We start from the raw sequence: 21840 nt of genomic DNA on the forward strand, positions 1-21840 counted from the left end.
GCCCGGAGACTTAAAATGGCACGTATTGATCTTAATAACCTTGCCCATTCCTATTACCCGGACCCGAAAGGCGACGAGGATTACGCCCTGCGGCGCATGGAACATGTGTGGGAAGATGGTGGCGCCTATGCCCTTTTGGGGCCGTCGGGCTGCGGCAAGACAACCCTTCTTAACATTATTTCCGGCCTGCTAACACCGTCACACGGCAAGGTTCTGTTTGATGGCAAGGATGTCACCAACCTGGCACCGGAACAGCGCAATATTGCGCAGGTGTTCCAGTTCCCGGTGATTTACGACACCATGACCGTGTTTGAAAACCTGGCTTTTCCGCTGCGCAATCGCGGTGTGGATGAAAAACGTGTTCAGGCCCGTGTCCATGAAATTGCCGAGATGCTGGATTTAAGCGGCAAGCTGAAACAAAAGGCACGTGGCCTGGGTGCCGATGAAAAACAGACCATTTCGCTGGGCCGTGGCCTGGTGCGTGATGATGTTTCGGCCATTCTGTTTGACGAACCACTTACCGTGATCGACCCGCATCTGAAATGGGTTTTGCGCCGCAAGCTTAAGGAAATTCACAACAAGCTGCGTCCGACCATGGTGTATGTCACCCATGATCAGATCGAGGCCCTAACCTTTGCCGACAAGGTTGTGGTCATGTATGGCGGCAAGGTTGTGCAGCTTGGCACCCCGCAGGAACTGTTTGAAAACCCGGCCCATACCTTTGTCGGTTATTTCATCGGCAGCCCGGGCATGAACATTATGCCCTGCAATATCGATGGCGGTGCCGCCTGGATCGATGGGCAGCGCATCGCCCTGACCGATACCCAGCTGGGCGCACTTGGCAAGGCATCGGGCAAAACCGAACTGGGCATTCGCCCCGAATTTGTCCGCCTTGAAACCGAAGGCACACCCGCCGAAGGCAGCATTCCGGTCAATATCGTCAAGGTCGAAGACCTGGGCCAGTTCAAAATCGCCACCACCCGCTTTGGCAATGCCGAACTGAAAGTCAAAGTCGGCGAAGACCAGCAGATTGTCGGACAAAGTGGCTTCCTGCAATTCCCGCAGGAATGGACCAAAATCTATGCCGACAGCCAGCTGGTTGCGTAAGGGGAGGCAGGGAAATGAACAAGATTACCAATAACAAGGCCTGGTTCCTGGTGCTGCCGGTTTTCTGCATCGTCGCCATCAGTGCCATTATTCCGCTTATGACGGTCGTGAACTATTCCGTTCAGGATATTTTCGACCCGCAAACACGCTTTTTTGTCGGCACCGAATGGTTCCAGCAGGTGCTCGAAGACACCCGCCTGCACGAAGCCCTTTTGCGCCAGATCGGCTATACCCTTAGCGTTCTTTTCATCGAAATTCCGCTGGGTATTGGCATCGCGCTGACCCTGCCGCGCAAAGGCTGGGGTGTGTCGGCCTGCATGGTCCTGCTGGCCCTGCCGCTGCTTATTCCCTGGAACGTGGTTGGCACCATCTGGCAGATTTTCGGCCGCGCCGATATCGGCCTGGGTGGTTACGTTCTCAACGCCATGGGCATTGACTATAACTATACCCAAAGCTCGATTTCAGCCTGGCTGACGGTTCTGGTCATGGATGTTTGGCACTGGACCAGCCTGATTGTCCTGCTGTGCTATGCCGGTTTGCGGTCAATCCCTGATGCCTATTATCAGGCTGCCAAAATTGATGGCGCATCACGCTGGGCAATTTTCCGCTTTATCCAGCTGCCCAAAATGCAGTCGGTTCTGGTGATTGGCGTGCTGCTGCGCTTCATGGACAGTTTCATGATCTATACCGAACCCTTCGTTCTTACGGGCGGCGGGCCAGGCAATGCCACCACCTTCCTCAGCCAGTATCTGACGCGCATGGCTGTGGGCCAGTTTGACCTTGGACCGGCGGCTGCATTCTCGCTGATCTACTTCCTGATCATTCTTCTGGTTTGCTGGGTTTTCTATACCGTCGTCATGAACGCCGGACAGCGGGGAGAACAATAAAATGAAGTTCCAGAAACGTCACATTGCCCTTTTGGTCTATATCCTGTTCCTGTTGCTGCCGATCTACTGGCTGTTCAACATGTCGATCAAGACCAATACCGAAATTCTGGGATCAATGACCCTGTTCCCCGATAATCCGACCCTGGCAAACTACGCCACGATCCTGACCGATCCTGCATGGTATTCGGGCTATATCAACTCGATGATCTATGTTTCGATCAACGTGGTCATTTCACTGGTTGTTGCCCTGCCTGCGGCCTATGCGTTTTCGCGCTACAGCTTTACGGGTGACAAGCACCTGTTTTTCTGGCTGCTGACCAACCGTATGGCACCGCCAGCCGTGTTTCTGCTGCCGTTTTTCCAGCTTTATTCATCGGTCGGGTTGTTTGATACACACATTGCGGTCGCACTGGCGCACTGCCTGTTTAACGTGCCGCTGGCTGTCTGGATCCTCGAAGGTTTCATGTCGGGTATTCCCAAGGAAATCGACGAAACCGCCTATATTGACGGTTATTCCTTCCCGCGTTTCTTTGCCACCGTCTTCATTCCGCTGATCCGTTCGGGCATCGGGGTGACGGCATTCTTCTGCTTCATGTTCAGCTGGGTGGAACTGCTGCTGGCCCGTACCCTGACCTCGGTTGATGCAAAACCGATCGTGGCCACCATGACCCGTACGGTTTCGGCATCGGGCCTGGACTGGGGTGTCTTGGCGGCTGCCGGGGTTCTGACCATCGTACCGGGTGCTCTCGTTATCTGGTTTGTCCGCAATTACATCGCCAAAGGCTTTGCGATGGGCCGCGTTTAACCGGAAGAGAAAGGATTACGAACAATGTCATGGATGGCCTGGACACCGGTTACGGCAATCTTTTTTGGCTGCATCGCGCTGATGCTTGTGGCGATGGGCGTATGGCAGGCGGTATCGCCCACCATTCCCCGGCGCGGGTTTCTGCCGCTCGTTACAACGCGGGGTGATCGCCTTTTCATCAGCCTTCTGGGGGCTGCCTATATTCACCTTGGCTGGCTGGCACTTAGCGATGCCACCCTTTTCATCGCATCGGGCATTTCAGTCGTCTGGCTGGTGCTGGTGATGCGCTGGGGCTAACAGGTTTCCGGCAGGGATGTGTCCTACCACGTCCCTGCCGGCTTTTGTGTTTCGCCGCAACGGGCACCGGTCTTCCCCCGTTACGGTGTGCCGGATTTTGAACTGGCAATTTAACGGAAGACCAACAGGGAGGAACGATATGATCGTTAAAGCCAAAGGCTCCTCTGCCGTCATCAGGGGCAGTGCTGTTGCGGTTGCACTCGGACTGGCAGTTCTTGCCAATCCGGCAATGGCCGACCAGTATACCGACGCGGCAAAGAAATGGGTCGACAGCGAATTTCAGCCGTCGAGCCTGAGCAAAGAAGACCAGATGAAAGAAATGGAATGGCTGGTCAAAGCAGCCGAACCGTTTCGCGGCATGGAAATCAACGTGGTTTCGGAAACCCTGACCACGCATGAATACGAAGCCAAAACGCTGGCAAAGGCCTTCTCCGAAATCACGGGCATCAAACTGACCCACGATCTGATCGGCGAAGGCGACGTCATCGAAAAATTGCAGACCCAGATGCAGTCTGGCCGCAACATTTATGACGCCTACATCAATGACTCCGACCTGATCGGCACCCACTTCCGCTATAATGCTGTCGTTCCGCTGAGCGACTTCATGGATGGCGAAGGCAAGGACGTCACCTCGCCGACCCTGGATCTGAAGGACTTTATCGGTCTTTCCTTTACCACCGGTCCGGATGGCAAGGTTTACCAGCTTCCTGACCAGCAGTTCGCGAACCTTTACTGGTTCCGGTATGACTGGTTCCAGCGCGAAGACCTGCAAAAGCAGTTCAAAGCAAAATACGGCTATGACCTGGGCGTTCCGGTTAACTGGTCTGCCTATCAGGATATCGCCGAATTCTTCACCAATGACGTGAAAGAAATCGACGGTAAAAAAGTCTATGGCCATATGGATTATGGTAAAAAAGACCCGTCGCTTGGCTGGCGTTTTACCGACGCATGGCTGTCGATGGCTGGCGAAGGCGACAAGGGCCTGCCGAACGGTCTGCCGGTTGACGAATGGGGCATCCGCGTTGATGGCTGCGCACCGGTTGGTGCCAGTGTCACCCGTGGTGGCGCAACCAACGGTCCGGCTGCTGTTTACGCACTTACCAAATATATCGACTGGCTGAAAGCCTATGCACCGCCAGAAGCCGCCGGTATGACCTTTGGTGAAGCTGGCCCGGTTCCCGCACAGGGCAATATCGCCCAGCAGATCTTCTGGTACACCGCCTTTACCGCGGATATGACCAAAAAAGGCCTGCCGGTTGTGGATGACGAAGGCAACCCGAAATGGCGTATGGCTCCGTCCCCGCATGGCCCGTACTGGGAAGAAGGCATGAAACTGGGTTATCAGGACGTGGGTTCCTGGACGCTGATGAAGTCCACCCCGCTTGAACGCCGCAAGGCAGCCTGGCTCTATGCCCAGTTCGTGACCTCGAAAACCGTGTCGCTGAAAAAGACCCTGACCGGTCTGACCCCGATCCGTCAGTCTGACCTGGATACCCAGGCCATGACCGACATCGCACCGAAATGGGGCGGTCTGGTCGAGTTCTATCGCAGCCCGGCCCGTGAAGCATGGTCGCCGACCGGCACCAACGTTCCGGATTATCCGAAACTGGCACAGCTTTGGTGGCAGAACGTTGCCGAAGCCGTTACCGGTGAACGCACCCCGCAGGAAGCCATGGACAACCTGGCCAACTCGATGGATCGCGTGATGGAACGTCTTGGCCGTGCAGGTATCGGTGGCGATTGCGCCCCGAAACTGAACGAAGAACGTGACGCACAGTACTGGTTCGACCAGCCGGGCGCACCGAAGCCGAAAGTCGCCAACGAAAAGCCGCAGGGCGAGACCGTCAAATATGACGATCTGATCCAGGCATGGCGTGAAGGCCGCGCGAAATAAGTCGCGTGAGCTCATAAAACATCCTGAAGATGGCGGTTCTGCCGCCATCTTCTTCCCCCGCTTTATTCATTGATCGATTTTTAAATCATTTCCCGGCCCCGGCCCGCACCCAAAACCGGTGCCCGCATATCCCAAACCCGTCGACATCTGGCAAACCGGATGCACCCACACCTGAAAAATCAGGGACTGTCGGCCAACTGACCTTTGCAAAAGGCACCGACAGGGAGGAAACAATGAAATTTCTTAAATCCGCGCACCGCCCGCAAGGGACGGCCACCCCAAACGCGCCTGCAACACGCCCGGCACAGGGCGCCACCCGCCGCAAGGTCAAATCTGGCGCGGGTCTTAAAATCGGCATTCAGGGGCGATTGATGGCCTCGTTTGCGGTTATTCTGGTGCTTGCAGGTGTGTCATCCGTGGTTTCGTGGCTGTCATTTGGCAATACGCGCCTTCTGGTCGATGAAATTGCCAGCAACAGCCTGCCCTCCATCATCCGGCAAATGGAACTGGCGATGGATGGCACCGGCCTTGCCGCCCAGGCCCCCGTGCTTGCCGCATCACGCAACAATGACGAGCTGAAGGCCACCGAAGAACGCCTTGATAACCTGATCGACAGTGCGCGCAGCCGCCTTGATGACATCATTGCCAATGGCAACAAGGATGCCTCGCTAGATGCCCTTTCAGATCGGTTAAACGAAATTGTCACCCGCCGTCAGACCCTGCAAAACCTGACCGAAGCGCGCCTTGCGCTGGAAAAGCAGCGCGGCGATATGACACTTGATATGGTGTATGCCTATGCCGACCTGTCGGATTATCTAAGCCCCCTGATCGAGGTTACCGACATTGATGTGTCGCGCGGCATCAGCCGTGTTTCCAATGGCAACAGCGATGCTGCTGCGGGCCTGAAGGATGTTATTGCCTTTTCACAATTGCTGGCCGATATCCGTGCCAATATCAACCTTGCCTTTGGCATGTTAACCGCCGCCATCGCCGTACCCGAAGGCGATGCGATGGATGAAGTGCGCAATAAATGGAACTGGGCCGAACTGCGCATTACCGATGCCCTGGCAAAACTGCCCGATAATGATGATGGCAGCAAAATCCGCGATTTTGCCAATGCCCTTCTGGCCTATGGCAAGGGCGATAACGGCGTTTTCACCCTGCGCGAAACCGAATGGGACAATCAGGCAAAAACCCAGCAAACCCTGAACGATACCCTTGCCAGCGCCGAACAGCTTGGTTCTGCCATCAGCCAGCTTGTTGCCGATAAACGCCTTGAAATCAATAACAAGGCCGAAACAACCCTGGCAAAGGTAACCCGCGATCAGCAAATTATCGCCATTATCGGCATCAGTGTGCTGGTCGTTTCCCTGCTGGTATTGGTGTTTTATGTACGCGGCAATCTGATCAAGCGGTTATTGCGCGTGATTGCGGGCCTGCGCGAGGTTGCAAATGGCAATCTTGATGCCGAAGTGCGCGATAATGGCCGCGATGAAATTGGCGTCATGGCCGAAATTCTGCGCCAGTTCCGGGCAACGGCATTATCCGCCCGCCAGGCCGAACAGCAGGTCGCGCGCGAACGCGAAACCGCCGAAGAAGAAAAACGCACTGCCATGCTTGCACTTGCCGATGCGTTCGAGGCATCAATTTCAACGGTGGCAGGCCATGTCTCACGCGAGGCAGAGGATATCCAGCAAACATCCCACCATGTGCGCGACCGGGCGGAAATCGCATCGGGCAATGCCACCGGCGTTGCCAGCGCGTCCGAGGAAATTTCCATTAATATGGCATCGGTTTCCCAGGCAACACAGGCATTGTCCGAACGGGTGCGCCAAACCGGCGAACGCGCCCGCCAGTCATTGGTTGCAGCCCAGAACGCGGTTGAAAATGCCGATAAAACCAACACCACCATGCATGAACTGGAAACCGGTGCCAGCGAAATTGGCGAAATCCTCAGCCTGATTCAGGACATTGCTGCGCAAACCAACCTTCTGGCGCTGAATGCCACGATCGAGGCTGCCCGCGCCGGTGATGCCGGCAAAGGTTTTGCCGTTGTCGCCAGCGAGGTTAAAAACCTTGCCAATCAAACCGGTTCCGCCACCGACCGCATTGCCCGGCGCATCACCGATATCCAGTCCACCACCAGCATCGCGGTTGATGCCATTGCCAATATCGGCAAAAGCATTTCGGGCATTCATGAAACCGTAAGCCAGATGTCGCAAGCCGTTGGTGAACAGCAGGAATTTGTCGCTGAAATCGCCTCCAATGTTGAACAATCCGCACTGGCCGCCCGTGAAATGAACGGCACCATCGCCGAGGTCAGCGCCTCTGCCGATGACAGCCTGTCAGCAATGGATGGCCTGCAACAGGCCACCACCCGCCTGCGCCACCAGTCCGACGATCTTTCCGAACGGGTGCGCGAATTTCTAGGTTCCATTCGTGCTGATCAGGGGGCATCCTCCTGATCAGCGCGCCTTCACCCTCCTGCCCGCAAAATCCGGTAAGTTAAGCCACCCCGCATTGCCAACCTGCCCAACCCCGTCAGGAAATAATATGTCCCGTCAGTCTGCCCCGATGCTTCGTCTCCTTGCTGCTTCCTGTGCCATGCTGTTTGCCGTTCCCTCCCTGGCACTGGCCGCCCCGGCGCTTGATGACGGGATTGATGCCTACCAACAGGGCGATTTTGAAAAATCAGCCAGCATCTTTACGCCGCTCGCCGATCAGGGTGACGCCACGGCGCAATATCTGCTGTCCTGCCAGATGATCAATGGGGCAGGCATGGCAGCCGATCAGGATGCCGGTTGGCAAATGCTGGATCATGCGGCGCAAAATGGCAATATGGATGCCCAAATCCTGCAGGCCAAACGGCTGGAAGCAATGCAGGGATCGCTAGGCGATATTCACACCCTGTATGAAAACGCCGCCCGGCAGGGCAGTGCGCAGGCATCGATGTGGCTGGCACTGGATCATTTGCAAAATGACCGCAAGGACAAGGCCCGCGAACAGCTTGATAACGCCTGGGCCGCAGGCGACCCGCGTGCCGCCACCATGATCGCCACCCGTTTCACCACCGACCCAGAACAGCGCCAGGAATGGCTGCGCAAGGCAGCAGAACATGGCGAAAGCCACGCTGCCGCCTATCTGGCAACCGATTTTGAAAAATCCGACGACCGCGCCAGGGCAATGGGCTGGTGTGCTGTCGCGTCTGGCCTGCCCGGCCACGAAGCCAATATCGACTGGGAAAAAATTGGTAATGCCATTGCCAAAAACTGCGCCCATCTGGATGCCGATATGGAACCCCAGGCCCGTGCCGAAAACCGCAAACAGGTTGATGTCTTCTTAAAGGACTTTTTTGCCAGCTACCAGCAATGGCAGCCCTGGCGGCCCTGCGTCATCAGTGACGGGCAATAAAAGCCCGCATCCCTGACGTTTCTGGCTTTAACCGTCTTCCCCCGCCGCGCCATGCTGGTAATAGGCCTGGCGGCAAATGTCGATCACCCGGTTGCGCAGCCATTGATGTGCCGGGTCCGCCTGCATGCGCGGATGCCACATTGCCAGCACGGGAAATTCCGGCAGATCAAACGGCAAATCAAAACTTTGAATATCAACCAGTCCCGGATGAAATTCCACCAGTCGGGTGCCAAAGCAGGACCGGGGAATAACGCCGACCAGATCGGACTGGCGCACAATCCGCAGCGCATCGGGAAAACCCGGCACAATAATGCGCACTTGGCGCGCCAAACCGGCCTCGTCCAGTTTTGCGTCAATCATATCGCGGCCATTGACCTGCTTGGAAACAACCACATGGCGCTGGCAGGCAAAATCACTAAGCGACACCCCATCGCGCTGTTGCGCGTTAAAAAACGGGTGTCCTTTGCGCGCAATACCTACAAACTTGTCATGAAACAACAACCGGGTACGAATTTCCGGCGCATTTGTGCCCAGCACCCCGATTTCCAGATCAATCGCGCCATCCCGCAATGGCTGCGCATCTTTATCCGGTTTGGCAACAAATTGCAGGCAGATGTCAGGCGCGGCAGCAGCGATATCATTTACCACCCGCGCGGCCAAAAACTCCAAAAAGGCTTCGCTGGCACGGATGATAAAGGTCTGTTTTAACCCGGCCGGGTCAATCCGGGTTAAATGCGGTGTCAAAACCGTGCGCACATCACGCATCAATTCATGCACTTGATCGCGAATTTCGGCTGCCCTTGGCGTTGGCACCAGCCCCCTGCCCGCCCGCACCAGCAAAGGATCGCCCGTTACGGCGCGCAGGCGGGTTAATGTTCTGCTCATGGCGGAAACACTTAGCCCAAGATGTTTTGCAGCAGCGGTGACACTGCATTCGCTTAACAAAACATCAAGCGCGCGCAACAGGTTAAGGTCGATCTCGTTTTCATTCATGCCCGCGCCCTTTGCAAACACATCGGCCCATATATGGCGTTTAATGCAATAATATATTGAATAGCCTGCGTCTGGCGCCAGTATGGGCAGGATTTATATTTGCGTCACCCCCATAACAAGGATGATGCAAATGGCACCGCAATTCCCGACCAAACCGGAAAATCCCGGCACCGCAAATACCGATATTTCCCCAACCCCATCAATATTGCTGATTGGCGCCTCACGCGGGTTGGGCCTGGCAATGGCGGAGGAATTTTTGCAAAAAGGCTGGCATGTGACGGGCACTGTGCGCGACCGGCATAATCGCACCCAATTGCACGACCTGGCCGATCAGTTTCCCGGTAAACTGGATATCGAATTTATCGATATCTGTGATCAGCAACAAATTGCCGATTTACACCAGCGCCTTGCCGGGAAACGGTTTGATATCCTGTTTGTCAATGCTGGCACCAGCAACAGGGACCCGTCGCAAACCATTGGCGAAATCACCACGGATGAATTCATCCATCTTATGGTAACAAACGCCCTAAGCCCGATGCGGGTTGTTGAGACATTTCAGGACCTTGTACCGGGTGATGGCATGATTGGCGTTATGTCATCGGGCCAGGGCAGCATCGCCAATAACGAAACCGGCCAACGCGAACTTTATCGCGGCACCAAGGCCGCCCTTAACATGTATATGCGCAGTTTCGCCGCCCGACAGACCGCCATTAATAGCCGTGCGATGGTGGTTATGGCGCCGGGCTGGGTCAAAACCGAGCTTGGCGGCCCGGATGCCCGCCTGACGATTGATGAAAGTATTCCCAGTCTGGTCAATGTCCTGCTGGCAAAACAGGGCAAACCGGGACTGGAATACCTCGATTACTTAGGAAAAACCGTTCCATGGTAAGCCAAACGGCACGCGGCAAAAATGCAAAATACTGCACACGGTTTTCCATGTGCAGTATTGCAACATATCTTCGCAAAGACCAATGTTTACGCCATTAACACGATTTCGTAAACGATGGCTGATTTGCCTGCCGTAATGGCCAGCTCTACCGGCATATGATCACACAGCAGGGCATCAAACGGGGCCATTTGCCAGTTTTCACCACCCGCAACCGTAATTTCGGCCATATCCATGCATAACAGCATGGAAACCGAATTTTCGGCTGTTTGAATGGTCTGGCGGCCTATAATCACATGTCGGATCACGCCATGTTTGCAGGCATTCCGCCGTGTCATAACATTCAGGTCGGTAATCGCCCCATCCACCAGCATTGCCGATGTCGGAACATCGGCAGCAAAGGGATAAGGCGGTGTTTCGCCTGTCAGCGTGATTGGTGGTTGATCCCCAATCACCAATGTCATGCCCGCCCCTTTCAAAATTGAAAGGGTGCGATCAATTCCGGGAAAGCTGGAAAACGGGCCATCGCTGGCAACTGTTGCCATGCTGATGCGCCAGGCAAAATCATCCAGCCCCGCATTGGCGGGGTAAACGGCAATTTCCACCGTTTCCCCGCCACCGTTTTTCCACGGCATCCGGCGATAGTCACCTGCCCGCAAAACGCGGATTGCCGAAGGCGTATTCATGGTCAGTTACCCAGAATACCAGGCAAACGCAGGCCGTGTTCGCGGGCGCAATCAATGGCGATGTCGTAACCGGCATCGGCATGGCGCATTACACCCGTTGCCGGGTCGTTCCACAAAACACGTTCCAGGCGACGGGCGGCATCTTCGGTGCCATCGGCACAAATCACCATGCCCGAATGCTGCGAGAAGCCCATGCCAACACCACCACCGTGATGCAGGCTAACCCAGGTCGCCCCCGATGCGGTGTTCAGAAGAGCATTCAGAAGCGGCCAGTCCGAAACGGCATCCGAGCCATCCTGCATGGCTTCGGTTTCGCGGTTAGGCGATGCAACCGAACCACTATCAAGGTGGTCACGGCCAATTACGATCGGGGCTTTGAGTTCACCCGATGCCACCATTTCGTTAAAGGCAAGGGCCAGACGGTGACGGTCGCCCAAACCAACCCAGCAAATACGTGCCGGCAAACCCTGGAAGGAAATGCGTTCGCGCGCCATATCCAGCCAGTTATGCAAATGGTGGTTATCAGGCAGAATTTCCTTCACCTTGGCATCGGTTTTGTAAATGTCCTCCGGGTCACCCGACAGGGCCGCCCAGCGGAACGGACCAACCCCACGGCAAAACAGCGGACGAATGCAGGCAGGCACAAAACCCGGGAAATCAAAGGCGTTTTCAAGGCCTTCTTCCTTGGCCATCTGGCGAATATTGTTGCCGTAATCGATGGTCGGAATGCCCCGTTCATGGAAGGCCAGCATCGCTTCGACATGCTCGCGCATCGATGCACGGGCGGCCTTTTCAACGGCTTTGGGGTCGCTTTCGCGTTTGGCTTTCCATTCACCCATGGTCCAGCCTTTGGGCAGGTAACCATTCACCGGGTCATGGGCGGATGTCTGGTCGGTCACCACATCGGGGCTGACGCCACGGCGTACCAGCTCGGGCAAAATATCGGCCGCATTGCCCAGCAACCCAACCGATTTCGCCTCGCCCGCTTTGGTCCAGCGGTCAATCATTTCCAGGGCTTCATCAAGGCTGTCGGTCTTGGCGTCGACATAACCGGTACGCAGGCGGAAATCGATGCTTTCCGGGTTACATTCAATCGCCAGGCAACATGCACCGGCCATTACGGCGGCCAGCGGCTGTGCGCCACCCATGCCACCCAGGCCCGCAGTCAGAACCCATTTGCCTTTCAGATCGCCGTTATAATGCTGGCGGCCGACCTCGACGAATGTTTCATAGGTGCCCTGCACGATGCCCTGGCTGCCAATGTAAATCCAGGAACCGGCGGTCATCTGGCCATACATCATCAAACCCTTTTTATCGAGTTCGTTGAAATGGTCCCAGTTCGCCCAATGCGGCACCAGGTTGGAGTTTGCAATCAGAACACGCGGGGCATCCTTGTGCGTGCGAAAAATGCCCACCGGCTTGCCTGACTGCACCAGCAGCGTTTCATCTTCTTCCAGCGATTTCAGCGACGCAACAATGCGGTCAAAATCCTGCCAGGTGCGCGCAGCGCGACCAATACCGCCATAGACCACCAATTCATGCGGGTTTTCGGCAACATCAGGATGCAGGTTGTTCATCAACATACGCAGCGGCGCTTCGGTCAGCCAGGATTTGGCCGAAATTTCGGTGCCGGTCGGTGCGATAATTTCGCGGATATTGTGGCGCGGATTGCTCATGGTTCAGTTCCCCTTGGCAAGATCAAAGGCGATCTTTTCGATGTTCTGTAAAATGTCTTTCAGATGCGCGCGCAATGGTGCTGCGACAGTCTCGTCATAGGCAAAAGGCAGTTCTTCGCTGGCAAGATGGGTGGACTGGGCCAGTTCCATCTGCACGGCATGAATGTTTTCAGGCAGGTTGGCGTAATGGCGTGTTGTCCACCCGCCGCGGAACCGGCCGTTCAACACCGATGTAAACCCGATCGCGTTTTCGCACACATCGGCAACGGCGCGTTCAATGCGCGGGTCGCATGTGGTGCCACTATTGGTGCCGATATTGAAATCAGGCAGTTTTCCTTCAAACAGGAAGGGGATATGCGACCGGATCGAATGGCAATCATACAGCACGGCAACACCGTGGATCGCCTTTACCCGGTCAATTTCCGCACGCAGGGCAGTATGATAGGGCGTATGAAACTGCTGCTGGCGGCGGGAAACTTCGGTTTCATCAGGTTCCTGCCCATCCTGCCAGATCGGTTTGCCGTCAAAATCGGTAACCGGCACCAGCCCGGTGGTGTTCTGCCCCGGATACAGGCTTTGCCCCGACGGGTCGCGGTTGGCATCAATCACGTAACGATGAAAAAGTGCCCGCACCGTGGTCGCACCGGGCAGCAGGCCATCATAAAGCCTGTGAATATGCCAATCGGTATCAGCCAGGATTTTGCCCGTGTCATTCAGCTTTTCACGTATATCGGCCGGAACGTCCGTTCCCGTATGCGGAAAGGCCAGAATCACCGGCGACGAACCCTGTTCAACTTCAAAAACACTCATGCTGGAATATCTCCCGCCTCGTTTGAATGTCCGCAACCTGCTGTTTTTACGGCGATTTAACGCCACTCTTCACGCCGGTTGAAAATTTTGCGGTCACCTGATTTGAACTTATGTCTTTTCCTTACTTGTTTTTATGTATATACATAATAGAAAGCAAAACAACACATTTCTTGCAGCCTTTCAAAAACAGGCGCTAACGGGAGATTTCGGGACATGGCAATGCTGCACGCAAAATCGCTTCTGGGTGAACATGGCTGGCAGAAAAATGTCCGGCTATCGGTTGAGAACGGCAAAATTGCCAATCTCGAAACCGGCGTCTCCCCTGCACCGGATGATGAATGCCATGCCGTAATCGTGCCCTCGATGCCCAACCTGCATAGCCATGCCTTTCAGCGGGCCATGGCAGGCCTGGCCGAAATGCGCAGCACCGGCAGCGACAGCTTCTGGAGCTGGCGCACCAACATGTATCATTTCGCCCTGTCCATGACGCCCGATGATGTCGAAGCAGTTGCAAGCCAGCTTTATATGGAAATGCTCGAAGCCGGGTTTTCCCGGGTGGGCGAGTTCCATTACCTGCATCATGACCGCGACGGCACACCCTTTGCCAATATTGGCGAAATGGCCGATCGTGTCGCCAGTGCGGCAGCCAGCACGGGCATTGATCTTACGCTGCTGCCGGTTTTTTATGCCCATGCCGGGTTTGGCGGCACCGCGCCCAGCGAAGGCCAGCGCCGTTTCATCAATTCGGTTGAGCAGTTTGAAAAACTGATTGCCGCCTGCAATGCCACGGCCCAAAACCACGATGGCATGATTGTCGGCGTCGCCCCGCACAGCCTGCGCGCAGCCACCCCCGACGAACTGGCACGTGTGACCAAAATGGTGGGCAGCAACCCCATCCATATCCACATTGCCGAACAGTTGCTCGAGGTTAATGACTGCATCAATTGGTCGGGCCAGCGCCCGGTTGAATGGCTTCTCGACCATGCCGATCTGAGCAATCAATGGTGCCTGGTTCATGCCACGCACATGACGGAGGATGAAACCATCCGCATGGCGCGTGCCGGTGCCATTGCTGGCCTGTGCCCTATCACCGAAGGCAACCTTGGCGATGGCACCTTCCCGGCGGAAACATTTTTGGCCAATGGCGGCCTGTTTGGCATCGGCTCAGATTCCAATGTGCAAATCAGCATCCCGTCCGAACTGCGCCAGCTGGAATATTCCCAGCGCCTGCACCACAATTCGCGCAATGCCATTGCCAATGTGTCTTCCTCCACCGGGCGGACGATTTTTGACCACGCCCTAAAAGGCGGCGCCCGCGCCCTTGCCACCGATTACGGCATTGCCGCAGGCAAAACCGCCAATTTCGTATCGCTTGATACCAGCGAGGCATCCTATCTTTCAGGCGATCATATCCTTGATGCCTGGATTTTTGCCGAAACCATCAAGGTGGATGATGTCTGGGTCCGCGGGCGCAAGGTTGTCACGCAGGGCCGCCACATTGCACGGGGTCAGATCGCACCGAAATTCCAGCAAACCATGAAAAACCTGCTGGCGAAATAAACGCAGGCGATCACGAGTTTGTTTTCCTTGGCGTTTGCGATCGGCTAAAAGGGTCGCAGGCAGCATAATCAGGAATGAAGCAGTATTCATGCGGGCGAAAAAGGCACCTACCCTGCATCAGCAGATCATAAATGACATCGAAGGATGCATTCTTTCCGGCGAATGGCCCCCGGGCCATCGCATCGCCAATGAACTGGACCTGGCCGAACAATATAAATGTTCGCGCATGACCGTGAACAAGGCCCTTGGCCAGCTTGCCAAGGCCAACCTGATTGAACGGCGCAAAAAATCGGGCAGCTTTGTCACCCAGCCGCAGGCGCAATCGGCCATTCTGGAAATTCACGATATCAAATCGGAAGTCCAGTCTTTGGGCCTGCCCTATGATTATGGCCGCTCATCGCGCACCAGCCGCAAGGCAACCCCGGCTGACATCAAAAATCTTGAACTGGGCGACAGTGCCGAGATCATTGAAATCATTGGCAAGCATTTCGCCGGGCCAAAGGTTTTCTGCCTAGAAGAACGCCTGATCAACCTTGCCGTCGTGCCCGAATCCCGCGACGAGGATTTTACCGAAACCGCACCCGGCCCCTGGTTAACCAGCCGCGTTCCCTGGACAACTGCCGAACATCTGATCAAATCCGTCGGCGCAAGCGAACATTACGCCAAAGCACTGGAAATCGCCCCCGGCACAGCCTGCCTGGTTATTGAACGGCGAACCTGGAGCCATAACGGCCCCGTTACCCATGTGCGACTGACCTATCCAGGCGACCGGCACGCGCTTGTGGCACGCTTTACCCCCACCGATCCCACGGGAAAATCATCTTCTTTTTAGTTCCATATACAACTTAGTGCGATTTTCAGCCTTTTGGATCGCCTAGGTTGTTTTTCCCTGACGGCTTTCAAGCCGATAACGCGTACCAGGGTAAATCAAACGCGCCGCCGAAACGATTCCACTGCCCGACCATGTCCGGCGGCGGATCATCAAGCAGGGTTCATTTTGCAGGATAACCAACAGTTTAGCTTCCCATGGCTGCGCCAGGATCGACTCGACAACATGTTCCGACCCGGTAAGGGGTGCCACCTGCGACAAATAGACATTCGGTGTGATAACCGAGAAATCCTGCGACAGGTAATCCGGCACCAGTTCCGGGTTAACAAAGCGATCCTCGATCTGGACAGGCACATCATTTTCGCGATGCACAATAAGAGAATGCAAAACCGGCGCACCAATAGGCACATCAAGGGCATCAGCCACATCGGGCGATGCTGCCTGGTCGGCCAGAACCACCACAGAAGCCGCATGAATATTGCCACGTTCGGCAATTTCCTCGGCAATGTTGCGCACCTCAAAAAGCGCGGAATAGCCCTTCTTTTGCGCCACAAACGAACCTACGCCCTGCACACGCACAAGCTCGCCCTCATGCGCCAGTTCGCGCAACGCCCGGTTGGCTGTCATCTTGCTGATGCCCAGCTCTGCAACCAGTTCATTCTCGGACGGGATTCGGTGGTTTGGCGGCCATTCTCCCCGATGGATTCGGTCCAGAATAAGCTGCTTTACCTCAAGATACAGGGGCCCGCCGCCTTCACGGCCGTCCCGCAACGTCTCGCCAGCAAATAATGCGCTCGCCTGTTTGTGCCGGGTTGGCCGCTTTCCGTTGATTTTTGTCATTATAACCCGTTCCTGCGTAGTTTTTGCACTGCACATATAATACACTTTTTGTTTGATGAGCGTAAAAAAGTGTCATATGTTACATATACAACCACAGACGAAATAGTTCCAGCCGCCCCTGACCGCGATAAGCCGTTAGAAAAACATATCAGGGTATGGCGGAATTTATCAGGGCCAATTCGCTTCATTCGTTCGAAGGAGACCTCTCAATGAAGTTCAAGTCAGTTCTTATGGCAGCCGCTGCACTTTGCGCTGTCGCCGGCGTGACCCCGTCACAGGCAAAAGAATGGAAAAACGTTACGATCACGCTGGAAGGTGCCTATGCACCCTGGAACAGCACCAACCCCGACGGGTCGCTGGGCGGGTTTGAACCCGAACTGGCCGAATATCTGTGCAACCACATGAAAGTGGAATGCACGCTGGTCGCCTCGGACTGGGACAGCATGATTACCAGCCTCAATGCCGGCAAATATGATGTCGTCATGGATGCCCTTTCCATCACGCCGGAACGTGAAAAAGTCATCGCGTTCTCGATCCCCTATGCCAACACCCACGCCGCCTTTGCCGCCCCGGCCGAAAGCGATTATGCACAGGCCATCGGCACTGGCGAAATCGTGAAAATGGCACCGGATTATTCCGGCGGCAAAGAACAGATCGATGCCCTGCGCAAGGCATTTGATGGCGCAACCATCGGCATCCAGGCCGCAACGGTTTATGCCAAATTCATCTATGACAATTTCAAGGATGTCGCGACCATCCGCGAATACAAAACCGGTGCGGAACGCGACCTTGACCTGCAGACCGGCCGTATCGACCTTGGCTTTGACGACACCACCAACCTGCTGGCATCGTTTAAAACCTCGGACGAAGCCATGGCCATTACCGGCCCGGAAATTGCCGGTAACGTCTTTGGCACCGGCGAAGGCCTTGGCCTGCGCAAGGAAGACACCGAACTTAAAGCCATGTTCGATGATGCCATCAAGGCAGCCCTTGCTGATGGCACTGTGAAAAAGCTGTCCATGAAGTGGTTTGGCACCGACGTCAGCCCTGAATAACAGCCACGACTATTGTGGCGGAAAGCACAGCCCTGCCTTTGCATGACAGACGTGCTTTCCGCCCGTTTTCCTTCGTTGTTACTGTTCCAGGTTTCAAACCTATAAACGCAGCAACATTCCCAAGCCGTCCCGGAACACGAAGGCCTGGCAAATGGAATTTTTCGAACTTCTTGGCTTTGGGGCCAAGGGCTGGGGTGCCCTTATCCTCACCGGCATGCTGCTTACGCTGTGCGTCACCCTGGCGTCCCTTGCCATCGGTGCATTGATCGGCGCCCTGATCGCGGCAGCCAAATTATCCGACATCTGGTGGTTTCGCGTGCTGGGCACGACCTACACCACCATTTTTCGCGGCGTCCCCGAACTTCTCATCATTTACCTGATCTATTTTGGCGGCTCGACAGCGGTTACCGCCATTGGCCACGCCATGGGGATCGAAGGCTTTTTGGGTATGCCGTCCTTTCTGGCCGGTGCGCTGGCCGTTGGTCTTATTTCCGGTGCCTATCAGGCCGAAGTTTACCGTGGTGCCTATCGCGCCATTCCGCGTGGCGAGATCGAGGCGGCATCCTCCATTGGCATGCCCCCGCTGCGGTGCCTGCGCCGTATCATTCTGCCCCAGGTCCTGCGCTTTGCCATTCCCGGTCTGAACAATGTCTGGCAGCTCTCGCTTAAGGATTCAGCGCTGATCTCGGTGACCGGCCTTGCCGAACTGATGCGCACAACCCAGGTCGCCGCCGGATCCACCCGCCAGTATTTCATGTTCTATATCGTTGGCGGGCTGCTTTACCTGGTGCTGACCAGCTTTTCCGAACGCGTCTTTAACAGTGCGGAACGTCGCAGCAACAAATCCATGCCGCGCGGCATGGGTCAGGTTTGAGGTCAGGTCATGGATTTTGAATTTCTGTTTTCGACCATGAAAGCCCTGCTTGAAGCAACGCCGACCACCCTTGGCCTGTTTTCGCTTTCGGTCTTTTTTGGTTGCCTGCTGGCACTTGTCATTGTCACCATGCGTGTCAGTCACAATGCATTCGCGCGCAATTTCGCCAAAGGCTATATCTTTGTTTTTCGCGGTTCCCCGCTTCTGATCCAAATGTTTCTGGTCTTTTACGGGCTGGGTCAGTTTGGCGTTATCCGCCACAGCTTTGTCTGGCCTGCATTGCGCGAACCGTTTGTATGTGCCGTGCTATCGCTGACACTTTGCACGGCGGGTTATTCAGCCGAAATTTTCCGAAGCGGCCTTCGCGCCGTCCCGCCGGGCGAGGTTGAAGCCGCGCGTGCCACCGGGATGTCGGGCTTTTTGCTGCTGCGTCGCATCATTGCGCCCATCGCCCTTCGCCATGCCCTGCCCGCCTATTCGACCGAAATTGTCCTGATGGTCAAGTCAACCGCGCTGGCAAGCCTGGTAACGGTTTGGGAAATTACCGGTGTGGCCCAGCGGTTGATTTCGCAAACCTACCGCACGATGGAAGTTTTCCTGTGTGCTGCGGCCCTTTATCTGCTGCTGAATTTCATCATCCTGCAGGTTCTGGCCATTCTGGAAAACCGGTTAAACCGCCATCATCGCCGCCCGACGGAACGCAAACCGTCCGTGATGACCGCCCTGTTTGGCGCCCGCCCCTAACCGGGCCGTGATTGCGCCCCTTTCATAAAAGGATCGACCCATGTCAGCCACCCCACGGCTTTCCGTTCGCAATATCCGCAAAAGCTTTGGCGCCCACGAAGTCCTTCGCGGCATTTCCCTTGATGCCCATGATGGCGATGTCATCAGTGTGCTGGGTGCCAGTGGCTCTGGCAAATCCACCTTCCTGCGTTGCATCAACATGCTTGAAACCGCCGATGACGGGGACGTGATTGTCAGTGGTGAAGAAATCACCATGAAAACCACCAGCCGTGGCCGGGGTGCTGCCAGCCGCAAACAGCTGGACCGCATCCGCACCGAACTGGGCATGGTGTTTCAGTCCTTTAACCTGTGGTCACACATGACCATTCTGGAAAACATCATCGAAGGCCCGGTTCACGTGCAAAAACGTCCGCGCGCCGAATGCATCGCCGAGGCCGAAGCCCTGCTGGAAAAGGTCGGCATTGCAGACCGCAAGGATTATTATCCTGCCCATCTTTCCGGCGGGCAAAAGCAGCGTGCCGCCATTGCCCGTTCGCTTGCCATGAAGCCAAAGGTCATTTTGTTTGATGAACCGACATCGGCACTGGACCCCGAACTGGTGGGCGAAGTGCTGCGCGTGATGCGCGATCTGGCGGCGGATAAAATGACGATGCTGGTCGTTACCCATGAAATGGGCTTTGCACGCAATGTGTCAAACCGTGTGATTTTCATGCGCGAAGGCCAGATCGATTGTGAAGGCACCCCTGACGAAATGTTTGGCGGTCAGGGTTCCCCCTATTTCCAGCAATTCATCCGTCACATGGAAACCGAAAATGACGCTGCCTGATATTGTCCTTGATATCGGTCTGACCTGGCGCGAAATCGCCGCCATTGCCAATGGTGCCCCCCTGACCCTGGCCGATGCCCCAAACGGGCGCATTGAGAAGGGCCGTAAAATCGTCAATGCGCTGGTGGATCGCGGCATTCGCGCCTATGGCGTGACCACCGGTGTTGGCGCCCTTGCCGATACGGTCGTGGATCGCAGTGCGCAGGCGCAACTTTCGCGCAACATCATCCTCAGCCATGCCTGTGGCACCGGGCCATTGCTGCCAGCCCCGGCGGTGCGCGCCATTATTGCGGCACAAATCAACAATTTCGCCCACGGCTATTCCGGCATTTGCCCGGAAACCGTGGCCGCCCTGCAGGCCCTTCTAAACCATGACTGCATCCCTGCCGTCCCCTCCAAGGGATCGGCGGGTTATCTGGTGCATATGGCCCATATCGCACTGGTACTGATCGGCGAAGGCCGCGCCATGCTTGATGGGCAAATGCTTTCAGGTGCCGATGCGCTGGCGAAAATCGGCCAAAAACCGCTGACCTTGCAGGCAAAAGAAGGGCTTAGCCTGGTAAATGGCACGTCCTGTTCGGCAGGTTTAGGGTCCTTTGCGCTGGCACGCGCCTATCGGCTGGCCGATTGGGCCGATGCGGTTGCCGCCAGCACACTTGAATCATCGGGTGCGCAAATGGCGGCCTTTGATGCCGATATTCTGGCATTGCGCAAATCGGCGGGCATTCAAAAGGTTGGTGCAACCCTGCGCGCCCGTCTGGCGCAAAGCCGCCATATTGACCAGTCCTATGCCAAACGCACGCAGGATGCGCTTAGCCTGCGGGCAACGCCGCACGCGCACGGTGCGGTACGCGATGTATTTTCCAATACGGCTGATATCGTCGATCAGGAACTGGCATCGGTTACGGATAACCCCATTGTTCACGGGTCGCCCGAAGACCCCAAAGTCGCCTCCGAGGCACATGCCGTTGCCCCGGCACTGGCATTGGCACTTGATGGCCTGGCAATTGCCATTTCCCAGCTTTCCATGCTGTCCGAACGTCGGCTGGACCGGCTGGTAAACCCGCTGGTCAGTGGCCTGCCACCGTTTTTAACCAGCGACCCTGGTGTGGGGTCGGGTTTGATGATTGCCCAATATACGGCCGCTGCCCTAGCGGCTGAAAACCGGCGCCTTGGTGCCCCGGCCAGCCTTGATGGCGGCATCACATCCGCCCTGCAGGAAGATTATCTGGCACATCCCACGGCAGCGGCCAATAAACTGTTGCAGGTGCTTGATAATACCGAACAGGTCCTTGCGATCGAGCTTCTGGCGGCTGTACAGGCATCGGACCTGATATCGACAGACCCGGCCGATGGCGTAAAAATGCGTGCACCGGGCACCAATGCCATTTATCAACAGGTTCGTGATTTACTGCCTTCGTACGGCGATGACCATGCCCTTGCCACCGATCTGGAAGCCCTACGCACCCTGATCGCCACCGAGGAACCGGCCCCCATCCCGTCATTGCCGTAAAGACAAACGCACATGTAAAACACGGCATTCCGGGCTTTTGCGCCGCCCCTGCAAAATCCCGGTGCCGCGTAAATACCTAAACCACATACCATCACGTACCTTCACGCACCACAACCCGGCGACCACCAAACCGCCACCACCCCGAAA

Annotated in this window: 20 protein-coding genes; 15 read left to right on the forward strand and 5 right to left on the reverse strand. The window is 55.9% G+C overall.

The window, feature by feature from the left end:
* Positions 1-15: 15 nt before the first annotated feature.
* From CSC3H3_RS23360 to CSC3H3_RS23390, 7 genes are all read left to right on the forward strand, one after another.
* Positions 16-1107 carry an ABC transporter ATP-binding protein gene (locus tag CSC3H3_RS23360; protein WP_101286735.1) on the forward strand — a complete coding sequence of 364 codons (1092 nt, stop codon included), beginning with the start codon at positions 16-18 and terminating at the stop codon, positions 1105-1107.
* Between the two features lie 14 nt (positions 1108-1121).
* A complete protein-coding gene (locus CSC3H3_RS23365) occupies positions 1122-1994 on the forward strand; it encodes a carbohydrate ABC transporter permease (protein ID WP_101266987.1) in 873 nt (290 codons plus the stop codon).
* Position 1995: 1 nt separating this feature from the next.
* Positions 1996-2799 (forward strand): carbohydrate ABC transporter permease, encoded by an 804-nt coding sequence (locus CSC3H3_RS23370; RefSeq protein WP_101286736.1) that lies wholly within the window; start codon positions 1996-1998, stop codon positions 2797-2799.
* Between the two features lie 24 nt (positions 2800-2823).
* Positions 2824-3096: a DUF2160 domain-containing protein gene (locus tag CSC3H3_RS23375; protein WP_101286737.1), complete on the forward strand. Its 273-nt coding sequence runs from the start codon at positions 2824-2826 to the stop codon at positions 3094-3096.
* 139 nt (positions 3097-3235) lie between these two features.
* Positions 3236-4990: an ABC transporter substrate-binding protein gene (locus tag CSC3H3_RS23380; RefSeq protein WP_101286738.1), complete on the forward strand. Its 1755-nt coding sequence runs from the start codon at positions 3236-3238 to the stop codon at positions 4988-4990.
* A 233-nt stretch (positions 4991-5223) separates the two neighbouring features.
* Entirely contained in the window at positions 5224-7455 is a 2232-nt protein-coding gene (locus CSC3H3_RS23385; RefSeq protein ID WP_172963488.1) for a methyl-accepting chemotaxis protein, read from the forward strand.
* An 88-nt stretch (positions 7456-7543) separates the two neighbouring features.
* Positions 7544-8401: a tetratricopeptide repeat protein gene (locus CSC3H3_RS23390; protein WP_245881408.1), complete on the forward strand. Its 858-nt coding sequence runs from the start codon at positions 7544-7546 to the stop codon at positions 8399-8401.
* A 27-nt stretch (positions 8402-8428) separates the two neighbouring features.
* Here the strand turns inward: CSC3H3_RS23390 and CSC3H3_RS23395 are convergent, their stop codons facing one another.
* The gene (locus tag CSC3H3_RS23395) at positions 8429-9394 is read right to left on the reverse strand and encodes a LysR family transcriptional regulator (RefSeq protein ID WP_101286740.1); all 966 of its coding nucleotides are present in this window, start codon (positions 9392-9394) and stop codon (positions 8429-8431) included.
* 130 nt (positions 9395-9524) lie between these two features.
* On the opposite strand from CSC3H3_RS23395, the gene CSC3H3_RS23400 reads away from it, so the two are divergent.
* On the forward strand, positions 9525-10283 hold the full coding sequence (locus tag CSC3H3_RS23400) for an SDR family oxidoreductase (protein WP_101286889.1): 759 nt from the start codon (positions 9525-9527) through the stop codon (positions 10281-10283).
* Between the two features lie 86 nt (positions 10284-10369).
* On the opposite strand, the gene CSC3H3_RS23405 is transcribed toward CSC3H3_RS23400, so the two are convergent.
* Genes CSC3H3_RS23405 through hutG form a run of 3 tightly spaced genes read right to left on the reverse strand, consistent with a single transcriptional unit; the run spans position 10370 to position 13452 of the window.
* Positions 10370-10966 (reverse strand): HutD/Ves family protein, encoded by a 597-nt coding sequence (locus tag CSC3H3_RS23405; RefSeq protein ID WP_172963489.1) that lies wholly within the window; start codon positions 10964-10966, stop codon positions 10370-10372.
* A 2-nt stretch (positions 10967-10968) separates the two neighbouring features.
* Positions 10969-12642 carry a urocanate hydratase gene (hutU, locus tag CSC3H3_RS23410; protein ID WP_101266973.1) on the reverse strand — a complete coding sequence of 558 codons (1674 nt, stop codon included), beginning with the start codon at positions 12640-12642 and terminating at the stop codon, positions 10969-10971.
* A gap of 3 nt (positions 12643-12645) precedes the next feature.
* On the reverse strand, positions 12646-13452 hold the full coding sequence (gene hutG / locus CSC3H3_RS23415; protein ID WP_101286741.1) for an N-formylglutamate deformylase: 807 nt from the start codon (positions 13450-13452) through the stop codon (positions 12646-12648).
* A 213-nt stretch (positions 13453-13665) separates the two neighbouring features.
* Between hutG and CSC3H3_RS23420 the strand changes: the two genes are divergently transcribed.
* Both CSC3H3_RS23420 and hutC (CSC3H3_RS23425) read left to right on the forward strand, forming a co-directional pair.
* Positions 13666-15012: a formimidoylglutamate deiminase gene (locus CSC3H3_RS23420; RefSeq protein WP_101286742.1), complete on the forward strand. Its 1347-nt coding sequence runs from the start codon at positions 13666-13668 to the stop codon at positions 15010-15012.
* Between the two features lie 88 nt (positions 15013-15100).
* On the forward strand, positions 15101-15844 hold the full coding sequence (hutC, locus tag CSC3H3_RS23425; RefSeq protein ID WP_101286743.1) for a histidine utilization transcriptional repressor HutC: 744 nt from the start codon (positions 15101-15103) through the stop codon (positions 15842-15844).
* 42 nt (positions 15845-15886) lie between these two features.
* On the opposite strand, the gene hutC (CSC3H3_RS23430) is transcribed toward hutC (CSC3H3_RS23425), so the two are convergent.
* Positions 15887-16681 carry a histidine utilization transcriptional repressor HutC gene (hutC, locus tag CSC3H3_RS23430; protein WP_101266965.1) on the reverse strand — a complete coding sequence of 265 codons (795 nt, stop codon included), beginning with the start codon at positions 16679-16681 and terminating at the stop codon, positions 15887-15889.
* A 209-nt stretch (positions 16682-16890) separates the two neighbouring features.
* Between hutC (CSC3H3_RS23430) and CSC3H3_RS23435 the strand changes: the two genes are divergently transcribed.
* The 5 genes from CSC3H3_RS23435 to CSC3H3_RS23455 all read left to right on the forward strand — a co-directional run bounded on the left by CSC3H3_RS23435 (position 16891) and on the right by CSC3H3_RS23455 (position 21693).
* Positions 16891-17736, forward strand: coding sequence for a transporter substrate-binding domain-containing protein (locus CSC3H3_RS23435; protein ID WP_101266963.1), 846 nt, complete (start codon positions 16891-16893; stop codon positions 17734-17736).
* Positions 17737-17887: 151 nt separating this feature from the next.
* Positions 17888-18610, forward strand: a complete 723-nt coding sequence (locus CSC3H3_RS23440) for an ABC transporter permease (RefSeq protein ID WP_101266961.1) — start codon at positions 17888-17890, stop codon at positions 18608-18610.
* 9 nt (positions 18611-18619) lie between these two features.
* Positions 18620-19354, forward strand: coding sequence for an ABC transporter permease (locus CSC3H3_RS23445; protein WP_101286744.1), 735 nt, complete (start codon positions 18620-18622; stop codon positions 19352-19354).
* Positions 19355-19394: 40 nt separating this feature from the next.
* Positions 19395-20180 carry an ABC transporter ATP-binding protein gene (locus tag CSC3H3_RS23450; protein ID WP_101266957.1) on the forward strand — a complete coding sequence of 262 codons (786 nt, stop codon included), beginning with the start codon at positions 19395-19397 and terminating at the stop codon, positions 20178-20180.
* Entirely contained in the window at positions 20167-21693 is a 1527-nt protein-coding gene (locus tag CSC3H3_RS23455) for an HAL/PAL/TAL family ammonia-lyase (protein ID WP_101286745.1), read from the forward strand. The genes CSC3H3_RS23450 and CSC3H3_RS23455 overlap by 14 nt, the downstream gene beginning before the upstream one ends.
* The last annotated feature ends 147 nt before the right edge of the window (positions 21694-21840 follow it).

The sequence above is a fragment of the Thalassospira marina genome (assembly GCF_002844375.1).
Classification (GTDB): Bacteria; Pseudomonadota; Alphaproteobacteria; order Rhodospirillales; family Thalassospiraceae; genus Thalassospira; species Thalassospira marina.